This is a genomic window from Vibrio sp. 947, assembly GCF_033339115.1.
GTDB classification, from domain to species: Bacteria; Pseudomonadota; Gammaproteobacteria; order Enterobacterales; family Vibrionaceae; genus Vibrio; species Vibrio alginolyticus.
In genome coordinates, this window is the sequence record NZ_JAWOTX010000001.1 from 361,232 (window position 1) to 383,377 (window position 22,146).

The following is a 22,146-nucleotide window of genomic DNA, read 5'->3' on the forward strand; positions in this document are numbered from 1 at the left end:
TTGTTTAATTGCGCTCAATTATGCGGTGACCAGAGCCACTTCTTCAATCGGGAAGTGTTTGCTTGGCTCAACAAACTCTTGCTGCGCCGCAATAGTTTGCAGCTCCCATTCGCCTGCATGGTACGTTGCACTCAACACCCCGTAACACGCGTCGTGACAATGTTGGAAAGCTTGTTTAGGAGACCAGCCTTTTAAGAGTCCCGCGGTAAAGATAGCTGAAATAAGATCGCCCACGCCAACAGGTTGTTTAGCAAACTCAAATTGAGGACGCTTCGCAAGGTAAATGCCTTCTTGCGTAGCCAATAGCATGTTGAAGCTGCCATTTTCTAGGCAGTAAAGGTGCTTAACTAGCACCACTTTTGGACCTTTCTCTAGCGCACGTTGGCATGCGGTGATCGCATCGTCTAATGAGTGGATTTCCATCTCAGCAAATTGACTTAGCTCGAATTGGTTCGGAACGATCACGTCCGCCATTGGCATCAAACGCGTTAGAAGATTTTCAGCAATGCCCGGAGCCACAATGCAGCCTTTGTCTGGCGCGCCCATCACAGGGTCGCAAACGTAAAGTGCGTTCGGGTTCGCTTGCTTCACTTTCGTCACGGTATCTTCAACAGCAAGGCACTGCTCTGCGCTACCTTGGTAGCCCGTCAATACCGCTTGGCACTTTTCCAGCGCGCCGATGTTACCAAGTCCACGAACTAACTCGCTGATGTCTTCAGCCGCAAACGCTCGCCCAGTCCAGCCTTCTTGATACTGCGTGTGGTTAGAAAATTGAACGGTATGAATCGGCCATACTTCGAAGCCCATGCGTTGCATTGGGAAAACGGCACTGCTGTTACCAGCATGACCAAAAGAAACATGAGATTGTATAGAGAGGATACCTTGCATAGTACCTTACCTCTTATTGTAGTTATCGATAGTTCAAAGACAGCGGCAAGCGCCAGTTTTGCGAAACCAGTAGTGTATCCGACAAACCAAGATTCTCTAACTCAATTCTCCTCAATATCTTCAGAGTAAGTTGGAGCGTTGGTTTTCAACACCATCTTCTTAATTTCCATTTTGTCTTTATTCAGTGCGATTTCTAGGGTATCTCCTTCCCTTATCCCGAGCTGAGCCAGGATTGCGCTTGGAATGACTACGGCGGTATCGCCACCGATTTTAACAGGTTGACTTATCATCTTTCGTCCTCCAAATGTCGAAAATGAGTTTTCACGTCATTGGATGTCTAGCCTCAAATGCATTGAGCTGACTTGGATTGGCGTAACATTTTAAAGACAAAAGAAAAGCCTCAATCTTGAGGCTTCTGGATAAGATAGGTTATGGCTGAAGGAAGTTTTGAGTGAAATCGAGCGCATCTTTAGAGAGTTTTTTTTCGTTGGGCGATGTGCTTGCCTGACCTTCTGCTGTTACCGTTGTCATGTTAGGCTGAAAATCTAGTGTTGATGCCTCCTCCCAAGCTTCGGAGGCGTCTTTATTCTCATCATTCAACACCGCATTGAGCTCCTCTTCCGCAGGAAAATACGCTTCGCGTTTGTACACTTTGTTAAGGGCTCGAATAATAGAGTGCTTTCTCACCATTCCTGAGGCCAGCTTTCTTTGCAACGGCTTCGCTATGGACTGCAATCCAACGACAACATCAACACCAATATTGGTTGCCACTTCATCACGTAACGTACGCGCAGGTTGGTAGCCCATATTGGCAGCAAGAAACAGCCAAACGTAAGCAATTGCATTACCCGTTTTACCTTTATCCTTCCACGCTTCGCCAGCATGATACATCGCTTTAGCACTGCCACCTTCCGCGGCCCGTTCCAGCCAGTAGCAACCTTTAACCATGCTTTTTTCTGTACCAATGCCATTTAGGTAACATAAGCCGACTTGGATCTTGCCATCTGCACTGTCTTTTTCCGCCGCTTTCATAAACCAGTAAAGCGCATCTGCACTGCGTCCTGCACTATTGTCTGGTGAAAGCTGCCATTCCCCCATATAAATCATGGCATCAATGCAGCCTTCTTCGGCGGCAGTTTCAATCAGTTGGTTACCTTTTGGGATATTTTTTTCAGTTCCTCGACCAAAGACCAAGGCCTTGCCCGTCGAAAATTTCGCTTCGGTATCCCCTTCCATTCCCGCAATTGCGGTACGCCAGAAGTTTGCCTGCTCTTTTAAAATCACATCTTCGCGCATGCGTTCACTTAAGCGAACAATGCCGTACATCCCCGTCACATTGTCCAGTTTAGCGGCTTTATCATACCAATACAGCGCTTGACGAATGTTGTCCTTTTCGGCTTCTTTCGCTAGAAATAAAATGGTGGGGATATGCCCAGTTTCGGCTTTGAACTCTCGCTCTTTACGCTCTTGCTCTCGCGCTTTATGCATCGCCTTTCGATAAGCGGCTTCGCGAGCTTTCCTCTCTGCCTCGAGTCTCTGTTTCCGCATCGACAACGAGATCATCCACACAAATATCAGGACGAGTGAAAGGCCAGTTGCCGCAATGGCAATGCCCATACTACTCATAAATAGCCTCTTTTGGTTTCAGGGCCCAATTCAACTCCCTTTCAGGGAAATCTTATGATTACGCGCCGACGTAACGCCGACTACCTTCATTATATAACGACCACTTAGCGAAAATCTGAAGCGTGCGAAGACTTAATGGCGGTATTTTATTCAACATCACTGCAACTTATTTTTAAAAGAAAAATATAGCCCTCATTTTTATAGAACTTAATCACGGTTTTGGGGCTGAGACATTCTCATCCCCTATCATCCCCCCTTACTCATCCCATAAAAATTTACATTTTAATGATGTGCAGAATCTCTCACTATGCGCCTGTTTTATTATTTAATTTGTGAACAAAATCGACTGTGACAGAAAATTTGCACCTGTAAAAAACTTAACAGCCTGCTCTCACATTTTGCTGATGATTCAGTGTATTAGCATCTAATTGAACATTTCCTTTTTTGGCATCTGCCTTTCTAGCGTGTGCAAAACCTTCTTGATGATTGAGTCAGCGAAGGCAGCGCGCAGCTCAATATCAATTCAATAACAATGGATTTGTAAACGTGGACAATAAGACATTTAAATTATCAACAATTGCCAAAACCGTACTGCCTTTGATTTCCGTCGCGGTAATCAGCGGTTGTGGTAGTGATAGCACGAACGAAGATACGACGAACCCTGGCTCAGGCTTGTACCCTGCGGGAGAGAACGAAGTCGTCATTTATTACAAACGTGACGTAGCATCAGCTTCAACAGCAAGCGACTACGAAGGTTGGGGCTTGCACCTATGGAACGGTGAGGGCTGTACCAGCACAGATTTAGACGCAATGGGCATTCCGGGAACAGGAACGGATTGGTCTGCGCCACACCCATTCGATGGCATCAACGACACCTACGGTGCTTACTACGTACTGAAAATAAACCCTGACGCCTCTGACCCACACGAATGCATGAACTTCATTCTGCACAAAGGTGATGAGAAAGCATTCGGCAGTGCAAACTCAAAAGTGGAGCTGACGAAAATCGGCGAATCTAAAGGGTTGTTTGGCTTCCACGGCAGCAGTGAGCTTTACTACGAGCCAATCGAAGAACGCCCTGTTGATATTGATGGTCAAAAAGCGCATTGGCTAGATGCCAACACCATCGCGTGGGAAGCGGCGGCCAATGCGGATTCCATGAAGCTGTTCTACAGCCTTAGCAATGACCTCAAAATGGATGAAGATAAGCAAATCTCTGGCGGTACAGCCGTTGAGCTGACAAAAGCTGGTGAGTTGTCTGATGGTCTGAAATCACGCTTCCGTCACCTTGCTAGCCTTCAAGCTGCGGGTATCGATGTCGATGACGCGACCTTGCGTACGATCCTGAAGTCACAAATTGTTATGGTGGCTTACAACGCAAATGGTGACGTCATTTCTGCAACTGAAGTGCAAAAACCGGGCGTTTTGGATGCGGTGTTTGCCGATTCCAAGGCAGGTAACGCGATCGGTCAAGAACTCGGTGCGATTGTGGAAGGCGGTGCCGCAACCTTCAAACTATGGGCACCAACTGCCCAAGATGTTGATCTGATAATCTACGATGAAAACTTAGCAGAAGAAGCGACCGTTGCCATGACGGAAGACCCAGCAACAGGTATCTGGGTTTCTGAGGCACAAAGCAACGTTGTCAACAAATACTATCGCTACCAAGTTAAAGTATACCACCCAACAACTGGCGTCGTTGAAACGCGTTTGGTAACAGACCCATATTCAATGAGCTTGTCTAAGAACTCACGATACTCGCAAGTGGTTGATTTAGATGATCCAAGCTTAATGCCTCAAGATTGGAAAAACTACGCACGCCCAACGGTTAAAAAAGACGAAGACCACGTCCTTTACGAGTCACACATTCGTGATTTCAGCTTTAACGACAGCAAAGGCACACCAAGTCTTGATGGCAAATATCTGGCGCTTACAGAACCTGAGCGTGAGTCTGTATCTCACTTACAAGCTTTAAAAGATGCTGGCCTAACAACGCTACATATCCTGCCTGCGTTTGATATTGCAACCGTGGATGAAGACGCTGACAAGCGAGTCGATATCACCGACACCGTGGGTAAACTTTGTGGCATCAAGCCAGAAGCCTCCATTTGTGAGACCGAAGATGACGGCAAAGTAATTGAAGAGGTATTAAATAGCTACGACCCAACAACGGGCAAAGCACAAGCGTTGATGAACGATCTTCGCATGCTAGACAGCTTCAACTGGGGTTATGACCCTTACCACTACACCGTGCCAGAAGGCAGTTATGCGACCGATCCTAACGGGTCTAAGCGTATTCTTGAGTTCCGCGAAATGGTTCAAGCGACGCATAAAATGGATCTGAAACTGGTCATGGACGTCGTGTACAACCACACAAATGCATCTGGTGTGAACGAAAAATCAGTACTGGATAAGATTGTCCCTGGGTACTACCACCGCCTAAACGTCAACACTGGCGGCGTCGAAAACTCAACCTGTTGTGATAACACCGCAACCGAGAACTTGATGATGGGTAAACTAATGGTTGACTCATTGATGGTATGGGCGGATGACTATAAAGTCGATGGTTTCCGTTTTGACCTTATGGGCCACCAGCCGAAAGATGTGATGGTTTACGCACTTGAAAAAGTCCGTGAAATTGACCCGAATACCTTGTTCTACGGCGAAGGTTGGGACTTTGGTGAAGTCGCGCAAAACGCTCGCTTCGATCAGGCGACACAAGTCAACATGGCGGGGACAGAAATCGGTACTTTCTCTGATCGTCTGCGTGACGCAGTTCGTGGCGGAAGCCCGTTTGATGGCGGTGTAGATTCTGAAGGTAAGCACCCACTTCGCTTTAACCAAGGCTTTGGTAACGCCGCTTACCCTAACGAAGAAACCAAAACTGACGCAGAGTCGGTGAATGGTCGTTTACACAACCAAGATCTGGTTCGTCTAGGTATGGCTGGTAACTTGGCTGACTACATCCTTCTTGATTACAAAGGCGAAACCAAGCTGGGTAAGAACGTTGATTACAATGGTGCGCCTGCAGGCTACACAAAAGTGCCATCAGAGAACATCTCTTACGTGTCTAAGCACGACAACCAAACATTGTGGGATAACAACGCCTACAAGATTGCGACAGGCACTTCATCTGCCGAGCGTGCACGTATGCAGTCTGTGTCCCTATCAACGGTGATGCTTGGTCAAGGCATTCCATTCATCCACATGGGTTCTGAGCTATTGCGCTCTAAATCTATGCAGCGCGACTCGTACGATTCTGGTGACTGGTTCAACCGTGTATTCTTCGACGGAAGCGACAATAACTGGAACGTTGGTCTACCACGTGAAGACAAAGACGGTGCAAACTGGGAGCTGATCAAAACCATCGTTGGTGACAGCACGGCGAAACCAGATTCAACCGACATCGAGCTGACTAAGCAACAATTCCTAGAGCTACTAAAAATCCGTAGCACAAGCGAACTGTTCCGCCTAGATACCGCGCAAGAAGTGATGAACCGTGTTGACTTCCGCAACGTAGGGAAAGACCAAGTGGAAGGCTTGATTGTGATGTCTATCGACGATGGTACCTCAGCGGGTGCCGATTTAGATTCGAACTACGATGCAATCGTGGCCGTTGTGAACTCAACATCAACTGAGAAATCTTTCAAAGTTGCCGGCGCAACTGGTTTCGAGTTACATGAAGTTCAACAAAACTCTGCGGATGACATCGTGAAAGGTGCAAGCTTCACCAATGAAACCTTCACAGTACCAGCACTGACAACAGCGGTATTCGTGCAGCCACAAAACGGCGCACAAGGTGCTGGCCTACCAGTAAACACGGATAACAAAGACGTATCGAGTATTCCTCCTTACGGCGAAACCGTTGTTTACGTGAAAGGCACGATGAACGATTGGTCTGATAGCAGTGATTGGGCGATGACCTTTATTGGCAACGGTATGTACTCTGTAACTGGCGTTCTTGAAGCTGGTGAACACGAGTTCAAATTCGCGGACTCTGGTTGGGCAAATCCAAACATCGGTTGTGATGCTGCGAATATAGCTTCTGGTTCACTAGAATTAGGTTCAGAAGGTAACTGTAAGCTGTCTGTTGCTGAAACAGGTAAGTACAACTTCACTCTGAACGCGCTACATGTTCAAGATGAAAGCGTAGAAAAACCGGTCGTGTCAGTGACCAAGTCAGCAGATGCACCAACATTCGGTGAAACAGCACTTTACTTACGTGGCACTATCACTACATGGGATGCTCCAGCACAAGACTCAACAGCGAAGTTCAGCTATGTTGCAAATGACGTTTATTCGCTAGACATTACCCTAGCGGCGGGCAACTACGAGATGAAAGTTGCGAGCGCAGACTGGGCAGCAGACACCAACTTCGGTGGTGAAGGCAGTGTTGAGCTTGGTAAAGCGCTGACGATGGAAGCCGGTGGCGGTAGCGCAAACCTAAAAATTGCGATTGCAGAAGCAGGAAACTACAACTTCCACTTCAATGCGGCTGACAAGTCGGCGCCAATCGTGACGGTAACGAAAAACTAGTTTCATTTAAAAACATCCGTAATGAAAAAGGGGAAGCATCACGCTTCCCCTTTGTTTTGTTGGCGTCACTAAATGGTGGATACCAAAATCAAAAAGGTGTTAGTTTCCCCAAATCTGTTCAACAAACTCAGGATGATCAATGAATGGATTACGATTGCCCTGAAAATCAAACACTTGTTGATTGCGGTTTCGTTCTTTTTCACTAACGGGATCATTTTTGTGCCAACGTTTCAGCATGTTTAACATCCAAGGTTCAAAAACCGTTGAACTTGAACCATCAAGGACAGCATCCGCATTGCTTGAATTGCCTTCCCAGTTACCTACAACATTTTCATAGCGGGTTGCCATGTAGAAATAAGCACGGGCGAAGTCGCCCTTAAACTCATCAATCGGCTCAAACACCGTACCGGAGTAGCCCAGACTAGTGCTTGCTTGTCCAAGTTTAGAGCCATTACTAGACACGTAGGTCGCGGTGCCCACTTCACCAAATGGCCAATTACTGCGCTTCGCGTTTACATAACCATCAGTTGCAAACAAGTGATGACCGTCTGAGTTCATCGGCTCAACCTTACCGCCAAACCAGCTTTTCGGAAAAGAGTGCTCACGGTTGTAGCAATCCCCTTCCGTTTTGTATTGGCCACATTGGTCTGTGACTTTGGTAAAGCTTACTGTATCGCTAGCAGATGGCTTTTCAGAGTACATATCGAGAATAGAGCCATCATTTTCATAATAACGATCAATATCGGCATCTTTTACCAAGGTCCAGACCGCAGAATAGCCTCGGCTGGAGTGATTACTGATAATGTTAAACAACGCTGTTTTTAGAGCGTATCCCGTCTTACCAGATGCCGCTTGATAGTAACCATCAACCACTGGTGGGGTCGTCGTTGTGTCACCTAAGTTAAAATCGGTGGTTTCACTTTTCGAGAATTCAGCGCCAGAAGCAAGAGTCTTATCTCCCTCAGTCAGCGTGTACGACCCCGCGCCACTGCCACAACAAATGCCGTCACCATACTCGTCTTGAATCGTGAATTGGTAGTTACCGTCAGCTAAGCACATGCTCTTTTCAATGGTGGTTGCTGACTCGTACCCCTGACCAGAAAACAGCACTTCGGCTTGGTTGTTTTTTAACGTCCAGCTAGTTTCTGAACCATAGTCATCTGTTGTGAGAGTCAAGACCACTTGGTGATCACTACAACTTTCTACAGGAGGTTGTGTACTCGTCTCAGTCGGTTGAAAATTATCGACGTAGACAACTTCTGAGCCATCAAAACTGGCTTCATCGTAAAAACGCAAACCGACGTTGATGGTCTTGTTCGAGCTCGCTGTGTAGTTGTGCGCGAGCTCTTGCCACTGGTTTATCTGTTGTGGGTTCGAGTAATTGTGATAACCATCAACCACCAGACGTGCTTTTACATTTCCTTCGGTATGATAAACCGAGACAGAAAACGGATAGGTTTTCCCTTGCTCCACATTAATGGTTTGCAAAAAGTCGGTGTTGCTTTGGGTACCTGTATTCACGACGACCTGGGCAACCAGACCACCCGATTTGATTTGCTCGCTGCTTGGCGACACTGTAATGCCCGCGTCAATCTCTGACCACTGCGTAGGTACATTGCCATTCCACTGCTCAAAGTCACCGTTGATAATTTGGCTATATGCAAACGGAGAGCTAACAGCAGCAAGGAGACAGAGGGAGTTCGTTATGGATTTCATTATACTTTTCCATTAGTTATATAAATCCCAAACACGATAAACATATTAGTGGGGCATAAGTAATCCTTCAGTCACATTTTTACGTTGCACAAGTGTTAATTTACTTTTTAATGTGCAGCTTATCTCACAAATATTCACCTGCTGAAAACAAACGCCAATACAAAAAGCGAAGCAACTTGTTGGCTACATCGTCGTAAAACCATTAAGGGAAAAGTAAAACAGACAGAAAAAAGCCAAGTGTGCGCCTATGGGGGTCAGCAACAACACTTGGCTTGTTTATAAGAAAGCTTGTGGTCAGCTCAACTGGTGAGCATCAATTCTGGATAATTCCTTAAGGTTTTACCGCAAAGAATCGTCCTTGTAGTGGCGACATCAGAATCTGATATTGACCATTACTCGGAGTAATTTTTTCATTCGTGAGCAAATCCACCAACTCACCAGTACCAACACTCTCCTGAGTAAGAGTGACGCTTCTAGCGCTCTCTAAGGTATTTAGCGCAAACAAGACTTTGTCCGAACCAGATTGTTTCAAGTCCACATAACTGCCGTTACTCGCAACTAAATTCGTGCGTGACCCCTGATAAAGTGCAGGATGCGCATCGCGCATTGTCATCAGCGATGTCACATAAGATTTGAGATCGGCTTGGTTTGCATCAAGCGTCGCCGTCACGCCTTCAATTTTCGCACTGCTGCGCGCAACGTGATCATCGCACAAACCTTGAATGGCGCAGGTGCTGTTGTCTTCTTTTACGGCAAAACCATCCACTTGATCCCCGATTTCATCACCGTAGTACAACGTGATTGGCCCGGTGTACGCCGCTTGGAAAGCAAACGCGGCTTTATGGCGTAACCAATATTCTGCATCATTCACATCCGCCAAGTTTCCACGCTGTAACAAGTCACCAAAGCGCACTAAATCATGGTTGCCGATCATCAAATTCGGCTGCGCATGTGTTGGATATTGATTGTGTGTGCTGTAGCCGTTGTCTAACCAATCCGCACCGCGACCACCCACGCCGCTCTCATTCACGGCTAAAGTTTCAACGATGCGATATCGCATAGGGAAGTCAAACGCAGAGCACAATGCTGGATCGCTGCTCGATCCATACGCCTCATTCGCGATTTCAGACTCCCCTTTCCAAATCTCTGCCACCATGTAACCCAACGGATTCACTTGTTCGCCTTTGCTATTGGTGTACGTCACATTTTGTGAGGCTTCATCGACGGCTTTACGAATTTGTGTCCAAGCGTCTGTCGGAACTTGATAGGCTTGATCTAAACGCCAGCCGTCAATCTTCAGTTCTTTGATCCAATACGTTGCCACTTCTTTGTAGAAATCGAGACTGGCCGGGTAATCAACGGGATTGCTCGATCCCGATGGCAACAAACCGGAGGGAGATGGTTTGATCAAACCATCTTTGTGATGACCAAATACACCATCAAAAAACACGTATAATCCGCGTTTGTGTGCTTCCTCGACCAAGGTTCTCGCCGTTTCTAAATCACCAAAACGTGGATCAATGGTGAAGTAATCCGTTGCAAAGTAGCCCGTGGCATCCAGACGATCGGCCCAGTGTTCTTGGCCCACTATCGCTTCCGATTCAAAAACTGGCGTCAACCAAATCGCGTTCATCCCTAAATCTTGGATGTAATCGAGTGAATCAATCACTCCTTGCAAATCGCCGTTATGATGGCTGGTGCCATAACCTGTACCGTGACCAATGCTCGCATCACCATCCACAAAACTCTCTACCATGATTTGATAAGTACGAAGTTGGTTACTTTGCGCCATGACATTGGCTTGGCAAGCATAACTGGTATCCGGTAGCGGAGTGCTGCTATTAGTGTCGCCACCACCAGAAGAATTACACGCAGATAAAGCACCAATCACACTTAACGCAAGCAACGAGCGAGACAGGTGATGGTTACGTAGGGTATTACGCATTTTACTCTCCCTAACTTACTCAAATAAACTAATGACATTTGAGTAATAAAATTAACCCCGACATTTGTTTCATGCAGGGGTTAATAAATAAAAATAGATTTTAAATAATTTAATGGAATATTATTGGCACTTATTTACCATGACATGAACAGGTTTACCTTTTCCTTCAAACTGAAGACTCCATACATATTTACCATCTTCTTTAATATCAACCGAAGTATCCGTACCGTAACCACCAAATGTTAATGGTGTTAATTCACCAACGTTCATTCTATTACCTTTTGCGGTAAATTGTGGGAACCACAACTCGGTCGCGTACTGCATTTTGTAGGAGCCTACTTTTTCTTGAACCACGGCTTGGTAGAAATTATTCCCTTTGTAGGTGTATTGACGCTGAGGCACGTGTTTCCAATCGGAATCCGCAAACGTACCCACCACAAATAGTGGTTTAGAAATAGGTCCTTTCGCTGTGCTATCTGGGTTGTCACACGCTTTCATGAAAGCAACCACTTCGTCTTGAGACATATTAACAACTGGCTCTGTGGCCGCTTCAGGTTCTGCCGTCGATTGACAACCTACTAAGGCAACAAGTAGGGCAGCAGCAAGAGAGGTCTTCATCATGTTCATTTCACGTAATTCCTTTTTAGTATATCCAAAGCAAAATAAACTCAACGGTTAAAAGAAATATTAATCGTTATTAAAATGGAAATATCAAACGCCAAATAAATATCGTCAGATTGCGAATTTAAATCACTTCGAGAAGTTTGTTTATTTCCTAAGTACAAAAAATAAGTTAGGAACTGCCATTAATTATTGATCCAACCTATATAAAAAACAAAGTAATAAAAATAATTATGTGAATAAGGTAACTCTATGTAGGGGTATTTTTATTGGTTTATTTTCTATGAAAAAGGTCAGCATTTCGCTGACCTTTTTTATCTGATTATTTTCTATTTACGGCTTTCACAAACACTTGTTGTGCACCTTCGATACCCAGCTCTTTTGCTTCATCAAGCAAAGTGAGCGCTTTCGGAATATCATTCGCTGCGACTGCCGCTTCAATGGAGCTGTAGTAGTAGCTAGTAAGGTCCGTACCTTGGGGAATGTTGTCGTTTTTCGCAACAATCTTAGTATTCACAATATCATTCGCGGATACCGAAAAGCGGAACTGACCGAGTGGGCTATGTTTCGCTAGAGGGTCTGCAATATCTGGCGGCTGAGTGTGACGCGCCATGGCGAAGGCTTTTGCAGGGTGTAAAACTTGTGTACTTCCTTTTAGATCGGCGGAAGTCGTGTAAACCAACACATGCAGATCGTTACCTGTCATGTCTGGAATCACATTGAGATCAAGTACGAATTTATCGTTGTCCAACAGTTTTGCTGGTTCATACTTAAACTTTGAAAAATCTGCTTGGTAAATGGTTTCTCCTGCCGAGTTCATCACTGCGACATTAGGAGCATAAAATTGAAGTTCTTTACTTACGAATGTCTCTAATTTGATATCGAGACTGCCACGGTTACCTGGAAGAGCAAACGCTGCAATAGCGCCAGCACTGTTACCATCCAACAACATTTGGCTTTTATCAGTCAAAGCGAATTCAGTAACCACAGGCACGTTAAGCGGTACCCATTGAATATCACCCGATTGCGTGATCACTTGTTGCTGACCTTTTGGACTCATCTCTACTTGTTCTACAGACGCACAACCAGTAGCCAACATGCCCAGCAGTACGGGAGCAAGCCATTTTTTCATTACTGTCTACCTCGACTCTTTATTGTTTTTTAAATAAATACAGCCAGATAAGTTCTGGCTGTATCATTCTAGGACAATTTAGGACTTAGTGGTTAGATGATTACCACCAAGCTTCAGCTTGTACACCGAATTGGAACGTATCGTCTGAACGGCCGTTGTCAAATGTGTTTGAGTTGTCTTCTTTGTCAGCCGTTAGGTAAGAAGCGTAAACACGGATTTCAGGACGAGCCCAGAAGCTAGAGCCAGCAGACCATGCTTGAGCAACAGTTAGCTTACCGTATTTGTTTTCTTCGCCGTCGTTATCGTCGATAGCGTAACCAGCTTCGAAGATAGTTTTGTGGTTGTCATCCCATTTGTACATTGGACGAACAACAACAGACATTGTTTCCCACTTGTCTTGGCCAGCCCACATGTCTTCACCAACACCGTACACTAACTGGTGACCCATTTCCCAGCTGTCGCCCATGCCGATTACACCCCAGTTGATTAGGCGGTAACCAGATGCACCGTTGTCAGCTTCTGCGCCGTACCAGCTGCCGTCGCCGTAGAATGCCATTGTTTTAGAGTAACCTTCAGTACCGTACTGAAGCACTGTTTTGTTGAAACCAGCGTCTAGACCTTGAGTCAATTCTGCTGTGAACATTACGCCGTTTTTCGCATCTTTAGTGCCGTTTGGCGCAGCGTCAGTTTCGTTAAGAATTGCGTAGTTCAAGCCCATTTCTAGAGAGCCATTGTCCCATAGAGGAAGACCTGCGTAACGTACGTCTAGAGTGTTTACGTTTGTTGCGCCGCCATCGTTGCCTGGGTCTGCGATATCGCCGCGGTCGTTACGAACCCAAGCGAAAGAAACTTTACCAGGACCAGCTTCGATACCTTCAACACCAGCGCCCGCGCCAGAGATGTTCCAGTAGTAGAAGTCAGAGATATGAATGTCGTGACGTTGGTAGTAGCGTTTACCTGCCCAAAGCGTTGCTTCAGGAGCAAAGTTTAGTAGGCCTTTAGCTTGAACGTTGAACTGACGTAGTGCGAATTGTGCATCGTCTACACATTTCACTTCGCCGTTATCCAAACCACAGTTAGCAGAAGTGCTTTCCCAGTCGTTTGAACCGTTAGAAGTCATTGCAACCATAGAGTCTACGTAGAACGTTTTGCCGTTGTTGTTGTAAACTTCTTTACCTAGTTGAATCTCGCCGTAGATATCGCTTTCATTACCTAGACGACCGATCTTGTTCTTTTCGAATGTTAATTGTTGACCACCGTCAGCGTTCACGCCAACGCCAGCACGCATGTAACCGTGGAAATCCACTGCGAATGCAGAACCAGCAGCTAAAGTTGCAGCTACAGCAGCAGCAATTGCACTTACTTTTTTCATTCTTAACTCCATTAAGGGTATTTATAATTCTGTCTTCCCTGCTCACTCTTTTAGGTGAATATAGGCAGTAAAAACACACCTAAAGAAAGAGAGGTAAGATGGGAACGAATCCCCGTTTGTTTCAACAGTTGTGAGATTACCCGAGGCGTACAAGGATGACTTCCTCCGCCCTAAACTAATTTAAGGGGGATGAGAAGGGAGTAGAAAATTTACCGAATGGTGTTTTTTCGAGTCAGATCACCAATCTAGGGAGGAATTAGTAAGTTTGTTCGGTTTTGAGCCGCTACAAAGTGATAGCCATTTCATATTTTTGACTCTAAGCCGTCACATAAAGTAATTAAATTACACGAATATTTTTATATTTAGGGTGGTTGACCTTAGTAAGACAAAGTTTTTAACTTATAGTTTCCTAAAGGTAGCAATAAATATTAAATAAAGTATCTCCGATGACACGACTTCTCTCTCGCCCCTACCCCCTGGGCGCAACATTGAATAAAGAAGGCTGTAACTTCTCTATTCATGCTCCGGGCGTAAAAGACATTCAACTGGCATTGTTTGCAGACGATGGCAGCTACGAGCTTCGCGGTTTACCGAATGAATACGCTGGCATACGTCATACTTTTATTCCAGATATTAAGCTGGGGCAAAAATACGGTTACCTTGTCTCCCACAAGGACGAGCCACTGTTAATTTCTGATCCGTACGCAAAATCAATAGATAAAGCCCTCCACTATCACCCTCCCTACTCTCCAGCCAAAAGTTTCGATATGCCGAAGTGCGTCGTTATCGAAGATGATTTTGACTGGCAAAACACGGATCACCCGCGTATACCTAGAGAAGAGATGGTGTTGTTTGAGACGCACGTCAAAGGGCTTACCCAACGCCACCCAGAGGTTGAGGACAAGCTGAAGGGGCGCTATTTAGGTCTTGCATCACCTGAAATGCTGGCCTTTTACAAACAGCAAAACATCAACACGCTGCAATTGCTACCTGTCGCAGCATGCATGCATGAGCCTCATCTACTAGAGATGGAAAAGGTCAATTATTGGGGATACAACCCTTATCTCTTTATGGTGCCCGATCCGCGCTACGCAGAACAAGACGCCGTTACGGAATTAAAAACAACAATTCGAGAATTGCATAAAAACGGCATCGAAGTGATTCTCGACGTGGTTTACAACCACACTGCTGAAGGTGGTGAAGGGCCTACAATCTTCAACCTGAAGGCCCTCGATTCCTGTTTTTACATCAAACATGGCAACCACTTCGCCAATTACACTGGCTGCGGAAATACAGTGGATCTCACCTACCAACCAGCCTTAAACCTTGTGATGGATACATTGCGCTACTGGGTTAGCGAATTTAAAGTCGATGGCTTCCGTTTTGACTTGGCTGCAACGTTAGGTCGACAGGGCGATGATTACAACCCAGAAGCAGCTTTCTTTAAAGCCGTTGCGCAAGACCCAATTTTGCGTGAAACCAAATTGATTGCCGAACCTTGGGATATTGGTCCAAATGGCTACCAAGTGGGTAACTTTCCATTTGGTTGGAACGAATGTAATGACAAACTGCGTGATATTTCCCGCAGTTTTTGGCGCGGTGATCAAGGCTATTTAAAAGAGTTTGCCACTCGATTAATGGGCTCTCGTGACATTTACAGTGCAGCGAACTGGCCATACAAACTCACCGTAAATTACATCACGTATCACGATGGCTTCACACTGCAAGATTTAGTGTCTTACAAGCACAAACATAACGAAGCCAATGGCGAAGAAAATCGCGACGGTCACGGTGACAATCGTTCAGAAAACTACGGTGTTGAGGGCGAGACGGAAAATCTGATGATTATCGCCACGCGTGAGAAGCAAAAACGCAACCTTATTGCTAGCTTGCTGTTTGCCTTTGGTATCACACACATTCTCACTGCTGATGTTCTGTCTCACACCCAAGGCGGTAACAATAATGCCTATTGCCAAGACAACGAAACCAGTTGGCTGAACTGGGAAGAGACAGAACGTAAGCAACATTTCAAAGCATGGATGTCACAAATGGTCGCCAACCGAAATCAATACATGGTGCCATTTATCCGAGCTTTCAGTGGCGAAAACCGCAATAACAACCGTATTTTCTGGCGTCGTACAGACGGTCGCTTAATGGAGCACGATGATTGGAACCGTTTAAGCTCTGTCGCACTTCACCTTGGTATCGGTAAAGAAGGACAAGAACTGGTCTACCTCATCAACCAAACTAACGCTACAGCTCGCTTTAAGCTCCCTAATGAGCGAAAGCAAGAATGGGTGACGATCTGTGATACAAACGTACGTAACCTCAACCCAGGACATGCTGAAGGCGAAGTCTTGCTGTCACCCACCTCGATGGTGATTTTGCACTATCAACCAAACCAAAGCACACCAAAAGGTGAGCAAACGCATAGCTAAGTTATAAACGATCCAAAAAAGGAAAGCCGATGCATCTCAGTGCTTCGGCTTTTTGTTGGTTAGATGTGCCTAACTCATTATTCGCAAGGTGGCGCTAGGTGAATCAAAGCTAACCCACCCAGTGACGTTTCGCGGTATTTCTTGTTCATGTCTTTGCCCGTTTGGTACATGGTTTCAATCACCTTATCCAACGAGATCAAACATTTACTATTACGCTTTAATGCCATGCGAGAAGCATTGATCGCTTTCATTGCCCCCATCGCATTACGCTCAATACACGGTACTTGCACTAAGCCACCAATTGGGTCACAAGTCATGCCTAGTGAGTGCTCCATGGCAATCTCAGCCGCAATACAAATTTGCTCATTGCTGCCACCACGTAGCGCGGTCAAGCCAGCTGCCGCCATAGAGGAAGATACACCGACTTCACCCTGACATCCCACTTCGGCACCCGAAATAGACGCATTGGTTTTGTACAAAATGCCAATCGCACCGGACACAGCAAGGAAGTCTTTAAGCTGTTTAGTATCAAGCTCTTTGATGAAGCGATGATAGTACATCAATACCGCAGGAATCACACCCGCCGCACCATTAGTTGGCGACGTTACGACTTGTCCACCAGCAGCGTTTTCTTCACTCACAGCAAAAGCAAACAGGTTAATCCAATCCATGATTTCCATCGGATCGTTTTCGATTGCTTCATTTGCTTCAAGCTTCTTCAGCAAGTTAGGCGCACGGCGGGTCACGTTCAAGCCGCCATCCAAGATACCTTCTGTCTCGAAACCACGCTCCATGCAACGCGTCATCACACGCCAGATCTGTTCTGCACGTTGATTGATGGCTTCCATATCCTGAAACGCTTGTTCGTTTTTCAGAATCATGCCGCCAAGGCTCATGCCATTCTTCTCTGCCTGTGCCAACATTTCGTCTGCACTGGAGAATGGAAACTCAACTTCTACGGCCGCAGTCGCACTGCCATTTTGCAGTTCATCCGCCGTTGCGATGAAACCACCACCGATAGAGTAGTAAGTTTCAAACCCAACCTGATTGCCGTGCGCATCTAACGCAGTAATCGTCATTCCATTCTCATGCAGAGGAAGGTTCTCTTCATGGAACAACATGTCCGTTTTGTAGTTGAATTCGATTTCATGACGGCCATCGACAGACATCATGCCCTCTTCAATCGTCTTGCGCATCGCTTTATTCGCAGAAGCGATTTTGATGGTATCTGGTTTGTTACCCAACAGACCCAAAATGGTCGCACGGTCTGTATGGTGACCAATCCCCGTTAACGAAAGTGAACCGTATAAATCAACTTGAATACGAACCACTTTTGCCAAGTTAGATTCAATCAAACGAGTGAAGTGGTAACCCGCGATCATGGGACCATTGGTGTGAGAGCTAGAAGGGCCCACACCAATCTTGTAAATATCAAAGATGGACAGCATAAACTTACCTATTACGACAATGCAGCATAAAGCCAATCAGGGAGAACCATACAAGCGGCGATGGTCGCCACAGCGAACACCAATAGCCCGTAATGGCTTGCGGTTGGCTTTGCAAAAAGATGTTTTTGATTATTGATAAAAATTTGTTGCTCGGCAGTCACAGCGCCCCAACGACGGCTCACTAACACACCAAACAAAAGGAAGACGAACGTACCAATTGGCGCGAACCACGGCCAAGCCACGTCGAGATACATGGCAGTAAACACCGCAATCACACTCATGATACTGCCAACGATCACGCCTTTCTCATTGGCTTTTGCCCAGAATAAGCCAAGCACGAATGACCCAAGACGGATACCAACGAAGATAGAAGTCAGACTAGCGATGGTTTTGAGTACCGATTCATTCGATACCGCCAGAAGAGCTGGCACTACCACCATAGCCGCAGCTAGCAAACTCATCTTTCTTGCGACTTTTTCGTAGTGCTCATCATCGGCACTCTTGCGAACGAAACGCTTGTAGATATCGAACGTTGCGACGGTCGCCATTGAGTTGTAGGTAGAATCCAAGGTCGACATTGCGGCCGCCGCCAATGCGGAAATGATCAAACCAACGATGATTGGGTTAGTGTGGTTGAAGACGAAATCCAAAATCACTTCGTTGCTGTTTTCAAACGATTGATCTTGATAGAAAACACTCAAAAGAACACCGAGTACCGCGAAGAATAAGTACACAAAAAATGCACCGTAACCACACAACAGCATCGACTTCTGCGCCGTCTTTTCACATCTCGTCGCTAACGTGCGTTGGATGATCAATTGGTTGGTGCCGTACACACTCAAATGCAAAAAGCTCACGGCAACCATACCAGCCCAGAGTGTAGTATCCACGCCCAAATCAAAGTCTAAGTTGATGATATTCAGGTGATCACGAGAAAGGTAATCTGCCGTATTAATCTCCTTCATTAGAATGGCAAAGATAGCGATGCTGCCTGCCACCAATACTGCAGATTGCAACATATCGGTCCAGATAACCGTGGAAATCCCGCCCGCATAGGTATAGCAAGCGGTGAAAATACTGATGTAGATGATGGCTTCAGAAATACTGATAGGCAGAACTTGCACTAAGATCAGCGCCACGGCATACAAAATCACACCCGCAGAGATACATTGAACCACAATGAACACAATCGAGTTGATGGTTCTTGCATACACCCCAAACCGGTGCTCAAGGTATTCATAAATCGAAGTCAGACCCAGCTTATAAAAGACAGGCACAAAGAAAATGACGGTGAAAAAGATAACGATGGGATAGTTAAGGTGAATACTCATCGCTTCCATGCCAGAGCTATAAACCCAACCAGGCATCCCTACAAACGTCATCGCACTAATGTAAGTCGCAAGTATCGAAACACCTGCCGTAAACCAGCCAAATTGCTTTCCACCCGTAGAAAAGTCGCCACCATTGCTGTAGCGCTTATTCACTAAATAGCTGATTAATATGGTGATTAACACGTATAACGCAATCACCACAAAACTTGAGTACGTAACCATTTCAGGGTTTCCATAATTCTGGGTGCTAATTATTTGTGCTTGGATATTACTTTAAAAAAGCATATCTAAACGATAATCCCGCCATAACTGTGACTATAATCACCAATATAGACGGTTATATATTCAAAAATGCCAAAAAGACCGATTTAATGAGACTCCCATCACTAAAAACCACCAATTGGGTACGCATTCATTTTAAAATTGATATTGATCACGGATCTAATGACCTTAAAAAAACTATGATTCACACCGACACGAAATCGAAGATGATCCCAATAAGATCGTGTTCTTTAAGTTTGAATAGCAACAAATCCTAAGTGAAATAGAGGTTTATCGGTCATGAATGCCAAAAGACACATGAGCGAAGTTCCTATGATTCAAAGGGTAGCTGCCTATCTAGCGATACTGGTTGGTTACTTTTTCTATTGTTATAACTTTGTAATTATTGACTACGTACGCCCATACATCGTTGAAGCGTATGATGGTATTAGCCTGTCAGACACTGCCCAGTTCTATACATGGCAGTCGGTTGGTGCACTTATCGGTGCATTGAGCTGTGCTTGGTTCGCAACAAAATTTGGTAAGAAATCCACTCTTATTACCATCACAGCCCTAAACGGTGGCGCAACGATCATCAATATGATGTTCACCGACTACACAACATGGGCAGCAATGCGTTTCATCATTGGTTTGTCACTGGGTGGTTACTTCACCGTGGCAGTAAGCTTGATGATCGGCCTATTTAGGCCAACGGTACGTGGTAAGTTGACGGCATTCGCGTCTTCTATGTTCTCTGTAGCACTGATGGTAATGGGTGCGTATGCAGCATTTATTGCAAGCATCGATGCACCATGGGAAAGCCTAATGCTTGTTGGTGGTATCCCACCATTGGCAGCCGCTGTGGTCATGATCTTTGTACTACCTAGCGACAGCAAAGTGATCGCTTACGGTGAAGAAGAGCAAGCAAAAGCAGAAGAATCAAATGCACCAGCGAAAAAAGGCTCTTGGGGCGAAATGCTAAGCAAGCCTTACCGTAAGATCACTCTAACGTGTCTATTGCTGGCTGGCCTTAACTTCTACGGTTTCCAATTCTTTGGTGGCTTCGTAACCACTTACCTACGTGATGTACGTATGTTCGACGGTGCAACCATCGGTCTCATCTTCTCTATCTCAGCGTTTGGTTCACTGTTTGGTGCGTGGTTCTGGGGTTGGGTAGCTGACAAATTCGGTCGTAAGGTGAACGCATTTGGCTTCATCCTAGCGGGCATCATGGTTTCAATCTTCTTTGTTGCACCTGGCGACATGGTGATTGGCGGCCTAAACATGCTGGCTCTACTTGGTCTGATTTACAACTTCGGTCTGTCTTCTTCAGCGGTATGGGGTGGTTACTTCTCAGAACTGTTCCCAGCACACCTACGTAGCTACGGCGCGGCACTATTCCACGGTGGTCGTATCCTCGGTATGTGGGCACCAATGGTACTTATCTTCATCCAAGAACGTACCGACCTACAAACCGCAATGTGGGGTTCACCAATCGTATGGATCCTTGCTGGTCTTCTATGGCTATCACTGCCAGAGACACTAAAAGGCGGCGTGTTCGATAAGAGCAAAAAAGCCGAAGCAGCAAAAGCGTAACTGAATTTCAAAAACTCCGGCTGGCTCCCCGGCCGGATGAAAAAACTTAATTTCGAGTCCTGTTCCCAAAGCCGACTCGACAGCAAATAAGAGAGTTTATTATGTCTAAATATCAAGAAGCGAAACGCGTTGTACGTGAATACTTCAGCGCAATGGAAAACGCAACTCACGAGAACGTGGCAGAAGTACTAAAAGCACACACTTCAGAAGATTACCTATGGCGTGGTGTTTACCCATTCCGTGAGCAACAAGGCGCTCAAGCAGCGGCTGACGTTTTCTGGGCTCCTTTGATGAAATCAATGACTCGCATGCAGCGTCGTCAAGACATCTTCATCGGTGGTGAGAACGAAGTAACATCAGGTGAAATCTGGGTAATGAGCATGGGTCACTTCATGGGTCTATTCGACGCTGAATACTTAGGCATGCGCCCAACTGGCAAGATCATGAACATCCGTTACGCAGAATTTAACTGTGTTGAAAACGGCAAGATCACTAAGACTGGCCTATTCCTAGACCTTCTAGGTGCAATGGACCAAGCGGGTTGTTACCCACTGCCACCATCAACAGGTAAGCACTTCGTATACCCTGGTCCTCGTAACCACGATGGTCTACTGTTCGAAGACGCAGCACCAGAAGAAGGCGTAGCAACACTAGCACTAGTGAACAAGATGGTTGATGACCTATCTGCACTAAACGACAGCGGCGCTATGGGTTGCCCACCAGAAGTTCTTGAGAAGAGCTGGTCTAAAGACATGATCTGGTACGGTCCATGTGGTATCGGTGCGTCTTACACAATCCCTCGTTACCAACAGCAGCACCAATTGCCGTTCCGTAACAACCTGAAAGACAAGAAGTTTAATGGCCACGTATGTCGTTTCGCAGAAGGTAACTTCTCTTGTTTCTTCGGCTGGCCAAACCTATCTAACACGCCAATCGGTGGTTTCCTAGGTATGACAGGTGGTGAAGTACGTGCAGACATGCAAGTGGTTGACGTTTACTACCGTGACGGCGACAAGCTATCTGAGAACTGGGTACTGATCGACCTTCCTTACTGGCTAAAACAGCAAGGTCTAGACGTGTTCGAACGTACTCAACAGATCCTAAACCCTTCTCTATAAGAAGTCGTAGAGGCGGATTGTCAACCCGCCTTTATGTTGCCTGAATCCCCTCTCGGTTCAAGCGACATGCTCCCAACTCGTGCCTCAAGGATGGGGCACAACCTCAAGATAGAACCCT

14 protein-coding genes are annotated in these 22,146 nt (G+C 45.9%); 4 read left to right on the forward strand and 10 right to left on the reverse strand.

Going from position 1 to position 22,146, the window contains the following annotated elements:
- Nucleotides 1-18: 18 nt before the first annotated feature.
- The 3 genes from pdxY to R7Q39_RS01620 all read right to left on the reverse strand — a co-directional run bounded on the left by pdxY (nucleotide 19) and on the right by R7Q39_RS01620 (nucleotide 2,514).
- Nucleotides 19-888: a pyridoxal kinase PdxY gene (gene pdxY, locus R7Q39_RS01610; protein ID WP_042522192.1), complete on the reverse strand. Its 870-nt coding sequence runs from the start codon at nucleotides 886-888 to the stop codon at nucleotides 19-21.
- Nucleotides 889-989: 101 nt separating this feature from the next.
- Nucleotides 990-1,178 (reverse strand): AbrB/MazE/SpoVT family DNA-binding domain-containing protein, encoded by a 189-nt coding sequence (locus R7Q39_RS01615; protein WP_047102411.1) that lies wholly within the window; start codon nucleotides 1,176-1,178, stop codon nucleotides 990-992.
- A gap of 139 nt (nucleotides 1,179-1,317) precedes the next feature.
- Nucleotides 1,318-2,514: a tetratricopeptide repeat protein gene (locus tag R7Q39_RS01620; RefSeq protein ID WP_115386840.1), complete on the reverse strand. Its 1,197-nt coding sequence runs from the start codon at nucleotides 2,512-2,514 to the stop codon at nucleotides 1,318-1,320.
- A 546-nt stretch (nucleotides 2,515-3,060) separates the two neighbouring features.
- Between R7Q39_RS01620 and pulA the strand changes: the two genes are divergently transcribed.
- Nucleotides 3,061-7,050 (forward strand): pullulanase-type alpha-1,6-glucosidase, encoded by a 3,990-nt coding sequence (gene pulA, locus R7Q39_RS01625; protein WP_213895973.1) that lies wholly within the window; start codon nucleotides 3,061-3,063, stop codon nucleotides 7,048-7,050.
- A 99-nt stretch (nucleotides 7,051-7,149) separates the two neighbouring features.
- Here pulA and R7Q39_RS01630 read toward each other — a convergent pair whose 3' ends face one another.
- The 5 genes from R7Q39_RS01630 to R7Q39_RS01650 form a co-directional block, all read right to left on the reverse strand.
- Nucleotides 7,150-8,766, reverse strand: a complete 1,617-nt coding sequence (locus R7Q39_RS01630) for an endonuclease (RefSeq protein WP_158173269.1) — start codon at nucleotides 8,764-8,766, stop codon at nucleotides 7,150-7,152.
- A 331-nt stretch (nucleotides 8,767-9,097) separates the two neighbouring features.
- Nucleotides 9,098-10,711, reverse strand: a complete 1,614-nt coding sequence (locus R7Q39_RS01635; protein ID WP_318075684.1) for an alpha-amylase family glycosyl hydrolase — start codon at nucleotides 10,709-10,711, stop codon at nucleotides 9,098-9,100.
- A 120-nt stretch (nucleotides 10,712-10,831) separates the two neighbouring features.
- On the reverse strand, nucleotides 10,832-11,338 hold the full coding sequence (locus R7Q39_RS01640) for a hypothetical protein (RefSeq protein ID WP_017634473.1): 507 nt from the start codon (nucleotides 11,336-11,338) through the stop codon (nucleotides 10,832-10,834).
- Nucleotides 11,339-11,654: 316 nt separating this feature from the next.
- Nucleotides 11,655-12,464, reverse strand: a complete 810-nt coding sequence (locus R7Q39_RS01645; protein WP_005374786.1) for a MalM family protein — start codon at nucleotides 12,462-12,464, stop codon at nucleotides 11,655-11,657.
- 100 nt (nucleotides 12,465-12,564) lie between these two features.
- A complete protein-coding gene (locus R7Q39_RS01650) occupies nucleotides 12,565-13,836 on the reverse strand; it encodes a maltoporin (RefSeq protein WP_005374784.1) in 1,272 nt (423 codons plus the stop codon).
- 446 nt (nucleotides 13,837-14,282) lie between these two features.
- On the opposite strand from R7Q39_RS01650, the gene glgX reads away from it, so the two are divergent.
- Complete coding sequence (gene glgX / locus R7Q39_RS01655; protein WP_318075685.1) at nucleotides 14,283-16,274, forward strand: glycogen debranching protein GlgX; 1,992 nt, start codon at nucleotides 14,283-14,285, stop codon at nucleotides 16,272-16,274.
- A 77-nt stretch (nucleotides 16,275-16,351) separates the two neighbouring features.
- Here the strand turns inward: glgX and R7Q39_RS01660 are convergent, their stop codons facing one another.
- Together R7Q39_RS01660 and R7Q39_RS01665 are read right to left on the reverse strand one after the other, a co-directional pair.
- Complete coding sequence (locus tag R7Q39_RS01660; protein ID WP_318075686.1) at nucleotides 16,352-17,722, reverse strand: L-serine ammonia-lyase; 1,371 nt, start codon at nucleotides 17,720-17,722, stop codon at nucleotides 16,352-16,354.
- An 11-nt stretch (nucleotides 17,723-17,733) separates the two neighbouring features.
- Nucleotides 17,734-19,275 carry a sodium:solute symporter gene (locus tag R7Q39_RS01665; protein ID WP_318075687.1) on the reverse strand — a complete coding sequence of 514 codons (1,542 nt, stop codon included), beginning with the start codon at nucleotides 19,273-19,275 and terminating at the stop codon, nucleotides 17,734-17,736.
- A gap of 339 nt (nucleotides 19,276-19,614) precedes the next feature.
- Between R7Q39_RS01665 and R7Q39_RS01670 the strand changes: the two genes are divergently transcribed.
- Nucleotides 19,615-20,910: an MFS transporter gene (locus tag R7Q39_RS01670; RefSeq protein ID WP_130545709.1), complete on the forward strand. Its 1,296-nt coding sequence runs from the start codon at nucleotides 19,615-19,617 to the stop codon at nucleotides 20,908-20,910.
- A gap of 101 nt (nucleotides 20,911-21,011) precedes the next feature.
- The gene (locus tag R7Q39_RS01675; protein WP_005374772.1) at nucleotides 21,012-22,028 is read left to right on the forward strand and encodes a nuclear transport factor 2 family protein; all 1,017 of its coding nucleotides are present in this window, start codon (nucleotides 21,012-21,014) and stop codon (nucleotides 22,026-22,028) included.
- Nucleotides 22,029-22,146 lie beyond the last annotated feature (118 nt).

Excerpts from the sequence above, each read along its gene's own strand:
- R7Q39_RS01660 (WP_318075686.1), bottom strand. The coding sequence starts at position 17,722 with ATGCTGTCCATCTTTGATATTTACAAGATTGGTGTGGGCCCTTCTAGC.
- glgX (WP_318075685.1), top strand. The coding sequence starts at position 14,283 with ATGACACGACTTCTCTCTCGCCCCTACCCCCTGGGCGCAACATTGAAT.
- R7Q39_RS01670 (WP_130545709.1), top strand. The coding sequence starts at position 19,615 with ATGAATGCCAAAAGACACATGAGCGAAGTTCCTATGATTCAAAGGGTA.
- R7Q39_RS01640 (WP_017634473.1), bottom strand. The coding sequence starts at position 11,338 with ATGAACATGATGAAGACCTCTCTTGCTGCTGCCCTACTTGTTGCCTTA.
- pdxY (WP_042522192.1), bottom strand. The coding sequence starts at position 888 with ATGCAAGGTATCCTCTCTATACAATCTCATGTTTCTTTTGGTCATGCT.
- R7Q39_RS01615 (WP_047102411.1), bottom strand. The coding sequence starts at position 1,178 with ATGATAAGTCAACCTGTTAAAATCGGTGGCGATACCGCCGTAGTCATT.
- R7Q39_RS01675 (WP_005374772.1), top strand. The coding sequence starts at position 21,012 with ATGTCTAAATATCAAGAAGCGAAACGCGTTGTACGTGAATACTTCAGC.
- R7Q39_RS01630 (WP_158173269.1), bottom strand. The coding sequence starts at position 8,766 with ATGAAATCCATAACGAACTCCCTCTGTCTCCTTGCTGCTGTTAGCTCT.
- R7Q39_RS01620 (WP_115386840.1), bottom strand. The coding sequence starts at position 2,514 with ATGAGTAGTATGGGCATTGCCATTGCGGCAACTGGCCTTTCACTCGTC.
- R7Q39_RS01650 (WP_005374784.1), bottom strand. The coding sequence starts at position 13,836 with ATGAAAAAAGTAAGTGCAATTGCTGCTGCTGTAGCTGCAACTTTAGCT.
- R7Q39_RS01645 (WP_005374786.1), bottom strand. The coding sequence starts at position 12,464 with ATGAAAAAATGGCTTGCTCCCGTACTGCTGGGCATGTTGGCTACTGGT.
- R7Q39_RS01665 (WP_318075687.1), bottom strand. The coding sequence starts at position 19,275 with ATGGTTACGTACTCAAGTTTTGTGGTGATTGCGTTATACGTGTTAATC.
- R7Q39_RS01635 (WP_318075684.1), bottom strand. The coding sequence starts at position 10,711 with ATGCGTAATACCCTACGTAACCATCACCTGTCTCGCTCGTTGCTTGCG.